General features: G+C 64.5%; 16 protein-coding genes. 2 read left to right on the forward strand and 14 right to left on the reverse strand.

Features of this window, described 5'->3' with window-relative positions; all coding sequences use genetic code 11:
- Positions 1-26: 26 nt before the first annotated feature.
- The 7 genes from PE067_RS01790 to PE067_RS01820 all read right to left on the reverse strand — a co-directional run bounded on the left by PE067_RS01790 (position 27) and on the right by PE067_RS01820 (position 6,691).
- A complete protein-coding gene (locus PE067_RS01790) occupies positions 27-1,025 on the reverse strand; it encodes a Gfo/Idh/MocA family oxidoreductase (protein WP_276187558.1) in 999 nt (332 codons plus the stop codon).
- A complete protein-coding gene (locus PE067_RS01795) occupies positions 1,025-1,912 on the reverse strand; it encodes a sugar phosphate isomerase/epimerase (protein ID WP_276187559.1) in 888 nt (295 codons plus the stop codon). Before PE067_RS01795 ends, PE067_RS01790 begins: the two co-directional genes overlap by 1 nt.
- 55 nt (positions 1,913-1,967) lie before the next feature.
- On the reverse strand, positions 1,968-2,801 hold the full coding sequence (locus PE067_RS01800; protein ID WP_276187560.1) for a carbohydrate ABC transporter permease: 834 nt from the start codon (positions 2,799-2,801) through the stop codon (positions 1,968-1,970).
- Positions 2,801-3,727, reverse strand: a complete 927-nt coding sequence (locus PE067_RS01805; RefSeq protein ID WP_276187561.1) for a sugar ABC transporter permease — start codon at positions 3,725-3,727, stop codon at positions 2,801-2,803. The genes PE067_RS01800 and PE067_RS01805 overlap by 1 nt, the downstream gene beginning before the upstream one ends.
- 96 nt (positions 3,728-3,823) lie before the next feature.
- Positions 3,824-5,038, reverse strand: coding sequence for a sugar ABC transporter substrate-binding protein (locus PE067_RS01810; RefSeq protein WP_276187562.1), 1,215 nt, complete (start codon positions 5,036-5,038; stop codon positions 3,824-3,826).
- A gap of 40 nt (positions 5,039-5,078) precedes the next feature.
- Positions 5,079-6,005, reverse strand: a complete 927-nt coding sequence (locus tag PE067_RS01815; protein WP_276187563.1) for an alpha/beta hydrolase — start codon at positions 6,003-6,005, stop codon at positions 5,079-5,081.
- Complete coding sequence (locus PE067_RS01820; RefSeq protein WP_276187564.1) at positions 6,002-6,691, reverse strand: GntR family transcriptional regulator; 690 nt, start codon at positions 6,689-6,691, stop codon at positions 6,002-6,004. Before PE067_RS01820 ends, PE067_RS01815 begins: the two co-directional genes overlap by 4 nt.
- Positions 6,692-6,823: 132 nt before the next feature.
- Between PE067_RS01820 and ugpC the strand changes: the two genes are divergently transcribed.
- Positions 6,824-7,903, forward strand: a complete 1,080-nt coding sequence (gene ugpC / locus PE067_RS01825; RefSeq protein WP_276187565.1) for a sn-glycerol-3-phosphate ABC transporter ATP-binding protein UgpC — start codon at positions 6,824-6,826, stop codon at positions 7,901-7,903.
- On the forward strand, positions 7,900-8,826 hold the full coding sequence (locus PE067_RS01830; RefSeq protein WP_276187566.1) for a sugar kinase: 927 nt from the start codon (positions 7,900-7,902) through the stop codon (positions 8,824-8,826). Before ugpC ends, PE067_RS01830 begins: the two co-directional genes overlap by 4 nt.
- Positions 8,827-8,909: 83 nt before the next feature.
- Here the strand turns inward: PE067_RS01830 and PE067_RS01835 are convergent, their stop codons facing one another.
- The 7 genes from PE067_RS01835 to PE067_RS01865 form a co-directional block, all read right to left on the reverse strand.
- On the reverse strand, positions 8,910-11,057 hold the full coding sequence (locus PE067_RS01835) for a DEAD/DEAH box helicase (protein WP_276187567.1): 2,148 nt from the start codon (positions 11,055-11,057) through the stop codon (positions 8,910-8,912).
- 240 nt (positions 11,058-11,297) lie between these two features.
- Positions 11,298-11,924, reverse strand: a complete 627-nt coding sequence (locus PE067_RS01840) for an SCO family protein (RefSeq protein ID WP_276187568.1) — start codon at positions 11,922-11,924, stop codon at positions 11,298-11,300.
- A gap of 1 nt (position 11,925) precedes the next feature.
- Positions 11,926-12,447: a copper chaperone PCu(A)C gene (locus PE067_RS01845; RefSeq protein WP_276187569.1), complete on the reverse strand. Its 522-nt coding sequence runs from the start codon at positions 12,445-12,447 to the stop codon at positions 11,926-11,928.
- Between the two features lie 51 nt (positions 12,448-12,498).
- The gene (locus PE067_RS01850) at positions 12,499-12,858 is read right to left on the reverse strand and encodes a hypothetical protein (protein ID WP_276187570.1); all 360 of its coding nucleotides are present in this window, start codon (positions 12,856-12,858) and stop codon (positions 12,499-12,501) included.
- Between the two features lie 363 nt (positions 12,859-13,221).
- Positions 13,222-13,995, reverse strand: coding sequence for an amino acid ABC transporter ATP-binding protein (locus PE067_RS01855; RefSeq protein WP_276187817.1), 774 nt, complete (start codon positions 13,993-13,995; stop codon positions 13,222-13,224).
- A 5-nt stretch (positions 13,996-14,000) separates the two neighbouring features.
- Positions 14,001-14,663, reverse strand: a complete 663-nt coding sequence (locus PE067_RS01860; protein ID WP_276187571.1) for an amino acid ABC transporter permease — start codon at positions 14,661-14,663, stop codon at positions 14,001-14,003.
- A complete protein-coding gene (locus PE067_RS01865) occupies positions 14,663-15,322 on the reverse strand; it encodes an amino acid ABC transporter permease (RefSeq protein ID WP_276187572.1) in 660 nt (219 codons plus the stop codon). Before PE067_RS01865 ends, PE067_RS01860 begins: the two co-directional genes overlap by 1 nt.
- Positions 15,323-15,348: the final 26 nt, after the last annotated feature.

Genomic DNA, 15,348 nt, shown 5'->3' on the forward strand with positions numbered 1-15,348 from the left:
CCGGTCTGCGGGCGAGGCGGTGGGCATCAGGCTTCGATCAGCGCGATCATCCGCTCCAGCCGCTGCATCGCCAGCCAGCCGTCGCGGATCTGCGGCGCCGCATCGCTGTCGCCGCGCATGGTCGCCGCGACATCCAGCAGCAGGGCGTGATAGCCCTTGTGATCCTCGTTCGCGGCGGCGGTGAAGTTCGGCGTCCAAATAAGGCTGTCACAGGCCGGGTCCAGCACCGCGCGGGCGTCATCGGCCTTGAAGGGCGGATTGCGGTGCCATGCGACGTTGATGATGTTTTCAACCTCGACCCGGTTATGGTCTCCCATGATCTGGACATATTCCATCGGCGTGCCGCGCGACTGCACGGTGCCCATGATGATATTGCCGATCACGCCGTTTTCGCATTCGAAATTCATGTGCAGCAGCATCTTGCCCGCATCGGGAACATTCTTGCGTAGCCGCAGATCGGCGAATTCCGAACCCGCGAACCATGTGATCAGGTCCATGTAATGGACGCAGTGGTGCAGGTAGAAACCGGTATAATCGACTTCGCCCGCGAAATAGGTCGGCGCGGTCATATAGCTGCCGTGAATGCCCAGAACCTGCCCGAAATCGCCGCCATCAAGGATATTTTTCGCGATCTTGTTGCCGGTCGAATAGCGTTTCATGAAACCGACGGTGACCGGCACCTTGGCGGCTTCGGATGCCAGCATCAGCTCCTTGGCCTGTGCGGCGGTCGCGGCCGAGGGCTTTTCCATGAAGACGGGCAGACCGCGACGCAGCGACGACAGGGTGGCGCGGAAATGGATTTCCGGGCCGACCGCCATGCCGACCGCGTCGATATCGGCATTGGCGATCATCTCGTCGTAATCCGAATAGACGGCCTTGGCGCCGAACTGGCGCGCGGCATTCTGTGCCGCCGCCTCGTCACGGTCGCAGACCGCCGCGATGTCAAAGCCGCTGCGCGCCAGTTGCGGCATCAGCATCCAGGTTGCGTGGCGGCCGCAGCCGATCCAGCCGATCTTGATCGTCATCAGTGGTTGACCTCTGCAAAGGTAAGAGCCGAGCGGATCAGGGCCAGACCCGCGCGCAGCTTGTCGTCTTCGTCTTCGTGGGGGGCGCGCCAATGCGCGATGGGCAGGGCGATGCGGTCGTCTTCGCGCCGGAACGGTTCCAGCGAGACCGGCCCGGCATAGCCGACATCGGCCAGCGCGCGCATGATCGCGGTCCAGTCCATATTGCCGGTGCCGGGGAAACCGCGATGGTTTTCATTGGCCTGAAAATGCACCAGCCGGTCGCCCGCCGCACGGATGGCGTCGGGGATCGAGCGTTCCTCCATATTCATATGGAAGGTGTCCAGCATGACGCCCAGACCGGGCGAATTCACCGCATCGACGATTTCATTCGCCTGGCTGGTGGTGTTGACGATATCGGTTTCGAACCGGTTCAGCGGCTCCAGCCCGAACACCTGCCCGGCGGATGCGGCCAGAGGCGCGACCTCGGCCAGCCCGTCGATGGTGCGTTTCGCCCGCGTCGCGATCTGATCGGCGGTCCATGGGTAGGGCGGGCGGCCCGCGAAAACCAAAGGTTCGCCATAGAGCGGCCCGCCGATGATTTTCGCGCCGACTTTATCCGCCGCCTCGACGCAGAATTTCAGATAGTCAAGACCGCCCCGACGGTTCGCCACATCCTCGCTGGCGATCGAGCGTTGCAGGTTCACCCGCGCGGCCAGAACCACCTCCAGACCTTCGCCTTCGCAGATGCGACGGACCTCTGCCGGGTCCAGATCATCCTCGGGTTCGGGGACCAGAAGCTCGATGAAATCGAAACCCAACTGCTTGGTTTTCTTCAAACAGGGCAGCGCGGCATTTGTGAAGGGCCGGATATATTGCATCGAAATGATGCCAACAGGATTTTTCACGTTCTTCCCTCGGGGATTGGGGCTGCCGTCCGGGTGGGCGGCAGCGGAAATTGGGTCAGCCCTTGACGGCGCCTTGGGTCAGCCCGCCGACAAGGCGGCGCTGCACGATCAGGAACAGGATGGTTGCAGGCAGCGCGCCGACGATGCCGCCGGCGGTCAGCAGCCCCCATTGCACCTGATATTCGCCGATCATGGTCTGCACGGCGACGGTGATCGGGCGCACGTTCTGCCCGCCCAAGGTCAGCGCATACAGATATTCGTTCCATGCGGTGATGAAGATATAGATGCCCGTCGCAATGATCCCCGGCGCACACAGCGGCAGGATCACCTTGCGCATCGCCTGCAGGCGCGAACAGCCGTCCGTCATCGCCGCCTCGTCCAGCGATTTCGGGATGCCGTTGATATAGCTGGTCATCATCCAGACCGAAAACGGGATTGCGATGGTCGAATTCGCGACGATCAGCGCAAAATGCGTGTCCAGCAGGCCCAACTGCCGCATCAGCACGAACAAGGGCAGGATCAGCAAGACCAGCGGGAACATGTTGATCAGCAGGAATTGCAGCAACAGCACCTTTTTGAAACGGAACTCGAACCGCGAAAAGCTGTAGGCGGCGGTCACCGACAGGGTCAGGCCGACGACCACCGTGCCCGCCGCGATGATGAAGCTGTCCAGCATGTTGCGGGCAAAGCCGACATTGGCGAACAGGCGTTCGTAATTGCTCCACACCAGATCAAAGATCGACGGGCCGCGGGTGAACAGCTCTGATTCCGCGGTCAGAGAGGTCAGCAGCATCCACAGATAGGGCCCGAGCGTGAAGGCCAGAATCGCCAGCATCGGCAGATCGACGGTCAGCACCCGGTTCAGGGTCGATTTGCGTCCCAAGGCCATTATTGCACCGCCTTTGCCGAGCGTTTCAGATACAGGATCACGATGCCCAGCAGCATCAGCGTGAAGGTCATCGCCAAGGCCGAGCCATAGCCGAAATTCAGGTTCGTCCGCGCCTCAAGGAAGGAATAGAGCGGCAGGGTATAGGTCGAATAACCGGGGCCACCGCCGGTCATGACAAAGATCACATCCATCGAATTCGCGACCCAGATGGTGCGCAGCAGGATCGCGGTGAACAGCACCCCGGAAATCCCCGGCAGGGTGATATGCCAGAACTGCCGCCACGGCGTCGCACCATCCAGCGAAGCGGCCTCGTAATAGCTTTGCGGGATGGATTGCAGGCCGGCCAGAATCATCACCGCAAAGAAGGGAAAGCCCTGCCAGGTCAGCGTCAGGATGATCGCGTAAAGCGCGGTATCAGGGTTCGCCAGCCACGGGATCGAGGTTTCCAGAATCCCGATCCGCAACAGCAGGTCGTTCAGGATCCCATAGTTGCTGTCGTAGATCCACGCCCACATCAGCGCGATCACGACCGAGGGCAGCGCCCAGGGGATGATGATCAGCGCCCGCGCCAATGGCCGCCACGGAAAGGACTGGTTCAGCAGCAGCGCGGTCGCCAGCCCCAGCAGCGCCTGCGCGGGCACGGTGATGACGATCCACAGCACCGTGTGGCGCAGGGAAATCCAGAACACCTCATCCTGAAAGATGTTGAAATAGTTCTGCAATCCGACCCAGTCGAAATTCTTGGGGCGGAACAGAACATAGTTGTGCAGGCTCATCCATGCGGTCTGGATCATCGGGAAAAAGACGATGGCCAGCGTGACCAGAACGGCGGGCGACAACAGGGCCAATGGCATGACCTGCCGCCACAGCGCGGCGCGTCTGCCTGAGGTGGGACCCTCTTGCTCGGGGACGGAGGTGGTTGTCATCGGGCAAAACTCTCTTGGCCCTGCGCGGACGCGTCCGACAGGAAATTTCGGTCAAGGCGGGGATGGGCCGGGGTGTGGCGCCCGGCCCGTCAGGGGTCAGTCGTCGGTGAACAGCTTGGCAATCGCCTCGTTCATCTGTTGGGCGGTGATCTGCCCCAGCAGGGCGCGCTGCATGTTCGCGGGCCAGACGGTGTTGACGAATTCCGGCGTGTTCGACGATGCGGGCAGCAGATGCGCGAATGGCAGCGATGCCTGCGTCGCCTCGACAAAGCGCGGCTCATGGCCCTGCCATGCGGCGGTGTCGGATTGCGTTACCGGCAACTGCCCGGTCGCGGTGTTGAACAGCGCGTTGTTTTCCGCCGTGGACAGAAAGGAAATCCATTTCCACGCCGCTTCCTTGTCCGACGCATTCGACAGCACCGCCGTCGATTCATCGCCAAAGGTCGTCCAGCGCCCGCCGCCGCATTCCGGCACGGTGGTCGCCGCAACCTTGTCGCCCAGCACCTCGACCAGATCGTTCGAGGAACCGACATGGTGGATGGTCATCGCGGTCACGCCGGTCTTGAAGGCGCCGATGATTTCCTGAAACCCGTCATTCGGGGCCGAAGGCGGGAACACCTTGTCCGTCTGGAACAGGTCGATGACGAATTGCGTGCCCGCGACACCCGCGTCCGAGGTCAGGCTGGCGTCCAGCGCGACGCCGGTGCGGCCAAGGGTAAAGCTGCCCCAATGTTCATGGCCCGACTTGCCGCCCCGGAAGCCGAAACCATAGGTGTCGATCTTGCCATCGCCATTGGTGTCGCGGGTCAGCTTGATCGCCGCATCGCGGAGTTCATCGCAGGTCTGGGGCGGGTTCAGGCCCAGTTCCTGAAACATATCGGCGCGGTAATACAGATACAGCGCAACATATTGAACCGGCAGGAAATATTGATTTCCATCCTCGGCACGGGTCAGGTCGAACAGGTTCGGCAGGATGTCATCCTTGCCCTGCCATGCGGCGATCCGGTCGTCCAGCGGCTCCAGCGCCTCCATCTCCAGCAGGCGGGGCAGCGCGAACATTTTCAGCATGGCCGCATCAGGGGCATTGCCGCCCACGATCGAGGTATAGAGGTTGTCGTAATAGCTGTTCCACGGCACGTTCATCGCGTCGATCTTGATGCCGGGGTTTTCGGCCTCGAATTTCGCGACCAGATCGCCCATCGGGTTTTCCGGATTGTCGAAGTGATACCAGAACTTCACCGTGCTGTCGGCACTGGCAAGCCCCGGCGCAAGCCCGGCAAGAAGCGCAAGGGCGCTGATCGTTCTTTTCATGTTCTCTCCTCCCTGGATCGAATGGGTCTTGGTCTGTGGCTCAGGTCATGACGCGAAAGGCGTCGCCTGCGCGGCGATAGGCATCGACGGATTGCGGCAGCCACAGGCTCATCTGCATGAAGCCGTGGACGACCCCCGCGATCCGGTCGAAACGGTCCTTGCGGCCCAATGCGTGCAGGCGCGCGGCAAAGCGTTCGCTGTCGGAACACAAGGGGTCGATTTCGGCGGCGTTCAGATACAGCGGCGGCAGGGCCGCCAGCGCCGCATCGGATGCGCGGGCGGGCGTCAGGCAGGGATCGGCCAGCCGGTCGGCATCCGCGCCCGTATAGAAATCCCAGTAACGGCGCATCTTGTCGCGCGTCAGGCCGGGACCATCGGCCACGGCGCGATAGCTGGGGCTGTCGAAATCGGCGTCATAGACGCCGTAAAACAGCAACCCCGATTGCGGCAGGTCGCGCCCGTCCAACCGCAGCATCATCGCGACGGCCAGATTGGCACCCGCGCTGTCGCCCGACACCGACCAGATGCGGCCCGGCAGAATGGCGTCACGCCCCGCCCAGACGGTCAGGCAGTCGTCCAGCCCCGCCGGATAGCGATGTTCCGGGGCCAGACGGTAATCGAATGTCACCACCGCCGCGCCCGTCGCCTGCGCCAGCCAGCGCGCGGCCCCGTCATGCGTCGCGGCCGAACAAAAGCTGAAACCGCCGCCATGCACATAGAGAATCGCCTGCGCACGGCTGTCATCCTGCGGGATATGGACATAGGCGCGGCGCCCGTCAGGGGTTTCTACGATCAACTCGCGCGCCATCGCCGGGCCGCCCCGGTTCCAACGCCGGTTCGCGGCCTCGGCCACGGCACGGCCTTCGGCGGGGGGCAGCAGGGTCGGGTCGGGCTGCGGGCCGTCCTCGGTCGCCAGCCGGTCCAGAACGGCGCGCATTTCGGGGGCCAGTGTCGCGGCGGCGTTCATGGTTCGGAACTTTCACCGGCCGCGAAAACCTCGGGGCCGAAATCGACGATAGTGGCGATATGATGCGACAGCGCCCGCGTCAGCCCATCGGCATCGCGCGCCGCGACCGATTCCAGAATCGACAGGTGGCGGTCGGCGGTGTCCTGCAGATTGCGGCTTTCGGGTTCGCTGTTCAGGATCTTGAAGCGCTGCGTGTGCAGCAGGCAGCGAAACAGCACGGGTTCGACAACCGGGGTCGCGGCGGCTTCGAACAGGCGCAGGTGAAAGCCCCGGTCATATTCCATCAGCGTATATTCATCGCCCTGCAGCGCCGCCAGACGCATCGACTGCATCAGCGTTTCCAGATCGGGCAGCAGGCTGTCGTCGCGCGATTCGATGACGCGAATCGCGGCGCGGCATTCGATATCGCGACGGATGCACAGCAATTCCTGGGCATCATCAGGATTGGCGGCGGCAACATGGGTGTCGCGGCGGGCGCGGCGCGTGACCAGACCGTCTTCGGACAGACGCATCAGCGCCTCGCGAATCGTGCCCTGCGCACAGCTGAAACGCTGCGCCAGATCCAGTTCGCGCAAGGCCGCGCCGGGCGCCAGCGTGCCCAGCACGATATCGCGCCGCAGGGCGTGTTCGGCCGTTTCGCTGCGGCTGCGCTGCCGTCTTGGACCAAGGGTTTCCGCCAGGCTCATCACCACTCCATCATGCGCTGTCATTCGCGCTTGCATTATTGATAATCACTGTATTATTGATAATGTCAAGATTATTGATAATACCAGCGCGCCACCGTTTCAGACAGCGGCGCAGTCACGGGAGGGGGGACGATGGCGCAGATCAGCCTGGACAGGATTTTCAAGCGTTATGGCGCGGTGCAGACCATTCACGGCGTCGACCTGGATATCGGGAATGGCGAATTCGTGGCCTTTGTCGGGCCGTCGGGCTGCGGCAAATCGACGATGCTGCGCATGATCGCGGGGCTGGAGGAAATCAGCGACGGCCGCCTGACCATCGGCGACAGGGTGGTCAACGACATCGAACCCAAGGGCCGCGACGTGGCCATGGTCTTTCAGGATTACGCGCTTTACCCGCATATGACCGTTGCCCAGAATATCGGTTTCGGGCTGAAGATGCGCGGCGAATCCCCCGCCGTCATCGCCGAAAAAGTGGCCGAGGCCGCGCGCATCCTGCAGTTGGACGAGCTGCTGGACCGTCGCCCCGGCCAGTTGTCGGGCGGTCAGCGCCAGCGCGTCGCCATGGGTCGCGCCATCGTCCGCAAGCCCAAGGTTTTCCTGTTCGACGAACCGCTGTCGAACCTCGATGCCAAGCTACGCGTCGAAATGCGCACCCAGATCAAGCGATTGCACCGGATGCTGCGCACCACGACCATCTATGTCACGCACGATCAGGTCGAGGCGATGACGCTGGCCGACCGCGTCGTCGTGCTGCGCAAGGGCGAAATCATCCAGCACGGCAAGCCGCTGGACCTGTATGAACGGCCGAACTGCCGCTTTGTCGCGGAATTCATCGGCTCGCCGCAGATGAACATCCTGACCGGGCGGGCTGTATCCTCGGATCGCGGTGCGGCGGTCGAATTCGACGGCGGGGCGATTGCGCTGAACCAGTTGATCGCCCCCGCAGGCGCCGCGATCGACATCGGGTTGCGCCCCGAACATCTGCTGCCCTGCCCCGAGGATCAGGCCGATTTCATCGTCGATGTCGATGTGCTGGAGGAACTGGGTTCCGACACGCTGGCGATCTGTTTTCTGAACGGGCGCGAACTGACCGTGCGCATCCCGGCCGAAGAAAGCCGCGACCTGCCTGTCCGCCTGCCCCTGCGATCTGAACGCAAACACCTGCATCTGTTCGACGCAGCCAGCGGCGCGCGGCTGGATTTCGTGGCATGAGCCGGATCGCGGGGCTGCAACCCGGCCCCGTCCTTTCTCTGGGCGAGGCGATGCTGGAACTCAGCCCGCGCGGCGACGACCAGTGGCGGATGGGGGTCGCGGGCGACACGCTGAACACCGCATGGTATCTGCGCGCGGCGCTGCCTGCGGCTTGGTCGGTGGGTTACCTGACCCGGCTTGGCAGCGATGCCTTTTCCGACCGGATCGCCGATTTCATCGCCGGTGCGGGCATCGACACCTCCGCGATATCGCGCGATCCGCAGCGCGGTTGTGGGCTTTACGCGATCTCGCTGGTGAATGGCGAACGCAGCTTTACCTATTGGCGCGGCCAGTCGGCGGCGCGCCATCTGGCCGATGACCGCGACAGGCTGGCGCAGGCGCTGGCCCCGGCGCGGGTGATCTATCTGTCCGGCATCACGCTGGCGATCCTGACGGATCAGGGCCGCGAAAACCTGCTGGACCTGCTGCGCGCGCGGCCCAAGCATGTCGTGCTGGGTTTTGATCCGAACATCCGCCCGCGCCTATGGCCCGATCCCGAAACGATGCGCCAGACCCTGACCGCCGTTGCCGCGCTCAGCGATCTGATCCTGCCCAGCTTTGACGACGAATCGGCCCATTTCGGCGACTCCAGCCCCGAAGATACCCTGCACCGCTATCTGGACCACGGCGCGACCGAGGTGGTGGTCAAGAATGCCGGCGGCCCGATTCTGGCCGCCTCCGGCGCGGATCTGTTCCGCCACGACCCCGCGCCCGTCACGCCGATCGACAGCACCGGTGCGGGCGACAGCTTCAACGGCGGCTATCTGGCGGCGCGGCTGCAGGGGCAGACCGTCGATCACGCCCTGCGCGCGAGTGCCGGTCTGGCCGCCCGCGTCATCCGCCATCCCGGCGCGCTGATCCCGCTGGACCAGTTGACCGGCTGACGCCATCCCGCCTGTCTGACGGCCGGATCCGCAGATGGCAGAAAAACACCCGGCCAGAGATCTGACCGGGTGCCTGAAATCGCTTAGCTGCGCGCCTTGGGACGGCGCGGGGCGGCATTGCCGCCGCTGCCACGACGGGGGGCGGGGCCGCGCGATTCGGGCTTTCCCCCCGCAGGTTTCGTCCCGGCAGGTTTGGCGCCCGCGCGCGGCTTGCCCTTGGCGACAAAAGGTTTTCCGTCGCGCGCGGGCGCATCCTTGCGGCTCTTGGCGGCCTTTTCCTCGGCGCTCCACCGCGCTTTCTTGCGCGGGGCATCGCTATCGTCAGGCGTCCAGCCTTTGGCCGGGGCCTCATCCGCCGCGACTGCGGATTTGCGCGGCTTGGGGAACGGCTTGTCGCCAAATCTTGCGCCGAATGTCTCGCCGAATTCCTGCTGCGGCGTTTCGGCGGATTTCCCGGCGTATTTGCGCGGCGATTTCGCCCCGTCTTTCTTTGGGACGTCTTTCCTTGCGCCATCCCTTTTCGGGAATTCGCGCTTGGCAAAGCCCAGTTCCGCCCCATCCTCGGACGCGCGGGCCGGGGATTTCGCGTAAGGTTTCCCGCCCGGTTTCGGGCCACGCGGCGCCGAGGGGCGCGGTCCCGAGGGACGATCCAGCGAGGGCACGCCATTCAGGCGGCGCATCAGCAATTCCGGCTCGATTTCAACCAGATCGCCAAAGCGATGCGCTTCGGCGACAGCGATCTGGACAAAGGTTTCATCCTCGCGGATGCGGATCGCGCCAATGGAATCGCGGGTGATCTGGCCCGCCTCGCAGATCTTGGGCAGCAGCCAGCGCGCCTCTGCCCGGCCGGTATGGCCGACCGACAGGGTGAACCAGACCGATCTGCCGAATTCGCGGGGCGCGCGCGGGGCGGCCTCGGACATGGGGGCGCTGTCGGTCAGTTCCTCGGGGGGCGGGCGGCCTTCGCGCCACAGTTGCACGAATGCGGCGGCGACCTGTTCGGGACCGACGCGCGCCAGCAGGTCCTGCGCGATGGTCATGTCGTCCAGCGCCGTGGTCAGCGCGGGATGGTCCAGCATCCGCACGTCGTCGCGGGCGCTGACCTCTTCCGCCGAAGGGGCCTTGCCCCATTCGGCAACGACCTTGGCGCCTTGCAGCAGGCGCTGCGCCTTTTTGTAGTCGGCAGGTGTGACGATCAGCGCCGAAACGCCCTTGGCCCCGGCGCGGCCCGTGCGGCCCGAACGGTGCAGCAGCGTTTCGTAATTGGTCGGCAGATCGGCATGGATCACCAGTTCCAGCCCCGGCAGGTCGATGCCGCGCGCGGCGACATCGGTCGCGATACAGACCCGCGCGCGCCCGTCGCGCAACGCCTGCAGCGCATGGGTGCGTTCCTGCTGCGACAATTCCCCGGACAGGGCCACGACGCGGAACCCGCGATTGCCCATCCGGGCCAGCAGATGGCTGACATTGGCGCGCGTCTTGCAAAACACGATGGCCGTGCGCGCCTCGTAATAGCGCAGCAGGTTGAAGATCGCATTTTCACGATCGCGCACCGCAATCGACAGGGCGCGATAGGCGATATCGCCATGCTGGCGCGCCTCGCCCATGGCGGCGATGCGCAGGCTGTCGCGCTGGAAATCGCGGGCCAGTTTTTCGATCGCACCCGGCACGGTCGCCGAAAACATCAGCGTGCGGCGCGATTCGGGGGCGGCCTGCAGGATCGCCTCCAGATCCTCGCGGAAACCCAGATCCAGCATCTCATCGGCTTCGTCCAGCACCGCGACGCGCAGCGCCGACAGGTCCAGCGCACCGCGTTCGATATGGTCGCGCAGACGACCGGGCGTGCCCACGACGATATGCGCGCCACGGGCCAGCGCCCGGCGTTCGGTGCGGTAATCCATGCCGCCGACGCAGGTCGCGATCCGCGCCCCGGTCGAGGCATAGAGCCAGCCCAGTTCCGCCGCGACCTGCAGCGCCAGTTCGCGCGTCGGCGCAATCGCCAGCGCCAGCGGCGGGGTGTCGTCGGGCAGCGTGTCGCCATCAGCCAGCAATTCCGGCGCGGCGGCGATGCCAAAGGCCACGGTCTTGCCCGAGCCGGTCTGCGCCGACACCAGCAGGTCGCGCCCAAGCGCATCGGTATTCAGGACCGCCTGCTGAACGGCGGTCAAATTTTCATAGCCACGGGCGGCCAATGCGGCGGCCAGCGGCGCGGCGATCTGGGTGTTGGTCATGTCATTCTGCCTGGAGGGGGCACAGGGCCCGCGTTGACGGCCCGTTCCTGCCAACACGCGAAACCATCACCCGCGCATCCCGAAATAGCCGATTGGTTGCCATAGCGCCCCCTTGTGGCAGAGTCAAAGCGGTTCCTGCGCTGGCAACCTCGCGTCACGGCCGCGCCATCTGGTTGGCCGGATCGTTCCCGCCAACCGGCTTTGGCGCTCGAAGCAGGCCGCACCCCCGGCGCGACCCTGTCAGCCCAGCAGACGGTTCAGCGTCGCCAGCGCCTTTTCGGGGTCTTCCTGATAGCCGATCAGGCCGGAAAAATTCCCCTTGGCATCGAACAGCAGGACCATGGCGGAATGGTCCATGGAATAGCTTTCGCCATCTTCGGACGGGACCTTGCGGGCAAAGATGCGAAAGGCCTTCAGCGCCTTTTGCGTTTCCTCGACCGAACCGGTGACGCCCTGCACACCCGGCACCCAGGACACATAATCCCCAAGGATTTCAGGCGTGTCGCGTTCCGGATCGACGGTGACGAAATAGACGCGCAGGTCCTTGCCGCCTTCTCCCAGTTGTTCCTGCCAGGACAGGATATCGCCAAGCGTCGTCGGGCAGACATCCGGGCAATGGGTAAAGCCGAAGAACACGGCCGAGGGCTGGCCCTTCAGCGTGTCTTCGGTAAAGGCCGCGCCGTCGGTGGTTTGCAGCGCATATTCGCCATGACCCAGATCCATCGGCCCAAAGGCCGCATTCTGTGCCTGCAGGCGCGGCTGGATCAGCGTGAACCATGCCAGCACGGCCAGCGCAATCACGACCAGCCCCCAAAGCGCCAGGCGCAGCCTGACAAGGCTGGGGTTCTTATCCGTGGGTTTCGCCATCTTAATGCGCCCCTTTCTGGTCATGGCCGCCGCGGGCATTCATCGGGCCGACGGTCAGCGGAATTTCGATTTCCCCCGATTTTTCAAAGCTCAGGGTGACGGGGATGGTTTCGCCTTCGGTCAGGGGACCGGTCAGGCCGAAAAACATCAGATGCAGCCCGCCGGGCTTCAGCTCGACCGTTTCCCCCGCGCCGATGGGCAGGCCATCGGGCAGTTCGCGCATCTGCATGACATCGTCCTGCATCGCCATTTCATGGATCTCGACCCGCTCTGCGATGGGCGATGCGGCCGCGACCAGCCGGTCATCCGCGCCCGCATTGGCGATGGTGACAAAGCCGCCCGCCACCGGCGCGCGGGGCGGGGTGGCGCGGGTATAGGCACTGCTGATCGTCAGATCGCCAAGGGTGGCGGCATCCTGATGCGCGGCATGAGGGGTATGTTCGCCATCGTGATCGGCCAGCGCGGGCAGGCCGGGCAGCAGGGTCAGCGCCGCGATCGTCGCGGCAAGATATCGGGTTTTCATGGCATGTCCTGTCTGTCGAAAGATTGAAACGGGGCACGGCCCCGGCTTCGATCAGGCGACAGGCGGGCCACGCGCCAGCGCAATGGGAATATCCGTCTGGCGCGACAGCGCGCCGGGGGCGATCATCCGGCGCAGGGTGATTTCGGCCTGCGCGGGTTGGGGCGGCCAGCCCGCCCGCATCTCGATCAGCGGCTGGCCATGTGCGATCCATTGGCAAAGGTCGGGCGCCTTGCGGCCCGATCCCGGCGCATCCTGCGTCGCCGGCGCGACGCTGCCATCCGCCGCCATCAGCATCGGCACCGGGCTGCCGTCGATGCACAGAACCACCGCCACGCGGTCATCCGGCCCCGCCGTCAGCATGGTCCCCTGCGCAATCAGCGAGGCCATCAGGAAGGGCAGCAGCGCCAGCACACACCACAGCCGACGCCCGCGCAAAGCGCCTGCGCGGCTTATCCTTCTGGTTCTGTTGCGGTGGCGGAAAGCCAAATCCCCTGCCCCATCATGCCCCCTGTATTCTGTTGCAGGGATTGGCCGCAAAGGAAAGGCCCGTGGCCCTGTCGCCATTGTCGCAGGCCCGTGCAAGCGAGCCGCCAGCAAGCGCGCGCAGGCCGATGCCGGGATCAGCAGCCTGTCGTCACGGTTCACCTGCCGGGATCAAAGCCACCCTTGCGGAAAGATCGGCGCCCGGCTGCGCAGACCCGACACCCGACAGCCGGACCCCAAAGGCCCGACCACCGGATTTACCGAAACGCCGGACGACGCGCGCGCCGGCCCCTAGAAGCTGTTGCGTTCGTGATAGGTGCGCAGAAAGCCCTGAATGCGGGGGTCTTCGGGGGAATGCAGGATGCGGGACGGTTCGTCCACCGCGACCAGTTCGCCCTTTTCCATAAAGGCCACGCGGTCGGCGACATGGGCGGCGAAACCCATTTCATGGGTGACGACGACCATGGTCATGCCCTCGGCCGCCAGCGCCTTCATGACGTTCAGGACCTCGCCCACCAGTTCGGGGTCCAGTGCGCTGGTCGGTTCGTCGAACAGCATCAGTTTCGGTTCCATCGCAATCGCGCGGGCAATCGCCACGCGCTGTTGCTGGCCGCCCGACAGGCGCAGCGGGTGGTTGCCCATCTTGTCGGCCAGACCGACCTTGCGCAGCGCCTCGGTCGCGCGGGATTCGGCCTCGGATTTCGACAGGCCACGCACGCGGACCAGACCTTCGGCGACGTTTTGCAGCGCGGTCATATGCGGCCACAGGTTGAACTGCTGGAACACCATGCCGATGGACCGGCGCATCTCGCGCAGCTTGGCGCCGCGCATCTTGCGCCCGCCGGGGGATTCGTAGCCGATCAACTGGTCGTCGATGCGGATTTCGCCCGCGTCATATTCCTCCAGAAAGTTGATGCAGCGCAGCAGGGTCGATTTGCCGGACCCGGACGGGCCGATCAGGCAGGTCACCTTGCCCGGCAGCACATCCATGCTGACCTTTTTCAGCGCGTGGAACGGGCCATAGAACTTGTCGACCTGACGGATCTGGACAGAGGAGGCTTGCACCATGGTTACGGCCTTTCAAGCAGGTGGCGGGTGACGCGGCTTTCCAGCCTGCGCCCCACGCGCGAGATGGTTTCGACCAGCAGCCAGAAGAACAGCGCCAGCACCAGATTGGCTTCCAGATAGCGGAAGGTTTCGGTGGACATGCGATTCACCTGATACATCAGTTCGGGCACGGTGATGATCGACAGGATCACCGTTTCCTTGGTCAGGATGATAGAAAAATTGATCAGCGCGGGCAGCGCCGACACCAGCCCAAGCGGCAGCAGGATGCGGCGGATGATGGTCGGTTCGGACATGCCGATGGCGCGCGCGGCCTCGATCTGGCCAAGCGGCACGGCACGGAAACCGGAACGAAAGATTTCCGCGAAATAGGGGCTGCCATAGACCGTCAGGCCTAGAATGCCCGCCGGCAGCGCGTCCAGCCGCAGCCCGATCAGCGGACCGCCGTAATACAGCACGAAAAGCTGGACCAGAAAGGGCGTGCCGCGGATGATTTCGATATAGATCTGGATCAGCCAGCGCAGCGGGGCCGGGGCGTAACGCTGGATCAGCGCGATGACCAGCCCAAGCGCCATGGAAAACACCGTGCCCAACAGCCAGCACAGCACCGTGACGCCAAAGCCGCGCAGCAGCATCGGGCCGTATTGTTCGAAAATCTGCCACTCCATCACACGGCCATCCTGTTTTCGAGATAGCGGCCAATGGCGGCAAGGGTCAGGTTGATCGCCAGATAGATGCAGGCGGCGGCCAGATAGACCTCCATCGGGCGGAAGGTGGTGGCGGCCTGCGCCTGACTGGCGCGGGTGATTTCCATGATGCCGACGATCGACACCAGCGAGGACGCCTTGACCAGCAGGATCAGTTCGTTGACCAGCGCGGGCAGCGACATGACCACGGCCTGCGGCAGGATCACGCGGGTCCAGACGGTGGTGGGCGCCATGCCGATGGCCTGCGCGGCCTCGGTCTGGCCCTTGGGCAGTGCGGCGATGGCGCCGCGCCAGATTTCGGAAATATAGGCGCTGGCGCAGATGCCGACGCTGATGACGGCGGCGGCAATCGCCGGGACGTTCACCCCGATCACCGGCAGCAGGTAATACATCAAGAGCAGCTGGACCAGCAGCGGCACACCGCGCAGGAAACTGACCCACAACCCGCCAAAACCGCGCAGAACCGGGTTTGACGACATCCGCGCCGCACAGATCAGCGCACCGATCACCAGCCCAAGCGCAATGCCCAGACCCGAGACCAGCAGCGTATAGCGCGCGGCCATGGCCAGCGGCGCGAAGCTGTCAAGAAAGGTCGATACCGAAAACATGTGCCCCCGCATCAGGATGGCTGTGTCGGAACAGCGGG

Origin of the sequence: Paracoccus sp. DMF-8 (genome assembly GCF_029309835.1) — a bacterium.
In the GTDB taxonomy this organism is placed as follows: Bacteria; Pseudomonadota; Alphaproteobacteria; order Rhodobacterales; family Rhodobacteraceae; genus Paracoccus.

Bases quoted from the DNA above. Each gene is read 5' to 3' on its own strand.
- PE067_RS01840 (WP_276187568.1), bottom strand. From the start codon at position 11,924: ATGGCGAAACCCACGGATAAGAACCCCAGCCTTGTCAGGCTGCGCCTG.
- PE067_RS01790 (WP_276187558.1), bottom strand. From the start codon at position 1,025: ATGACGATCAAGATCGGCTGGATCGGCTGCGGCCGCCACGCAACCTGG.
- PE067_RS01815 (WP_276187563.1), bottom strand. From the start codon at position 6,005: ATGAACGCCGCCGCGACACTGGCCCCCGAAATGCGCGCCGTTCTGGAC.
- PE067_RS01810 (WP_276187562.1), bottom strand. From the start codon at position 5,038: ATGAAAAGAACGATCAGCGCCCTTGCGCTTCTTGCCGGGCTTGCGCCG.
- PE067_RS01845 (WP_276187569.1), bottom strand. From the start codon at position 12,447: ATGAAAACCCGATATCTTGCCGCGACGATCGCGGCGCTGACCCTGCTG.
- PE067_RS01800 (WP_276187560.1), bottom strand. From the start codon at position 2,801: ATGGCCTTGGGACGCAAATCGACCCTGAACCGGGTGCTGACCGTCGAT.
- PE067_RS01820 (WP_276187564.1), bottom strand. From the start codon at position 6,691: ATGAGCCTGGCGGAAACCCTTGGTCCAAGACGGCAGCGCAGCCGCAGC.
- PE067_RS01860 (WP_276187571.1), bottom strand. From the start codon at position 14,663: ATGGAGTGGCAGATTTTCGAACAATACGGCCCGATGCTGCTGCGCGGC.
- PE067_RS01805 (WP_276187561.1), bottom strand. From the start codon at position 3,727: ATGACAACCACCTCCGTCCCCGAGCAAGAGGGTCCCACCTCAGGCAGA.
- PE067_RS01835 (WP_276187567.1), bottom strand. From the start codon at position 11,057: ATGACCAACACCCAGATCGCCGCGCCGCTGGCCGCCGCATTGGCCGCC.
- ugpC (WP_276187565.1), top strand. From the start codon at position 6,824: ATGGCGCAGATCAGCCTGGACAGGATTTTCAAGCGTTATGGCGCGGTG.
- PE067_RS01865 (WP_276187572.1), bottom strand. From the start codon at position 15,322: ATGCGGGGGCACATGTTTTCGGTATCGACCTTTCTTGACAGCTTCGCG.
- PE067_RS01830 (WP_276187566.1), top strand. From the start codon at position 7,900: ATGAGCCGGATCGCGGGGCTGCAACCCGGCCCCGTCCTTTCTCTGGGC.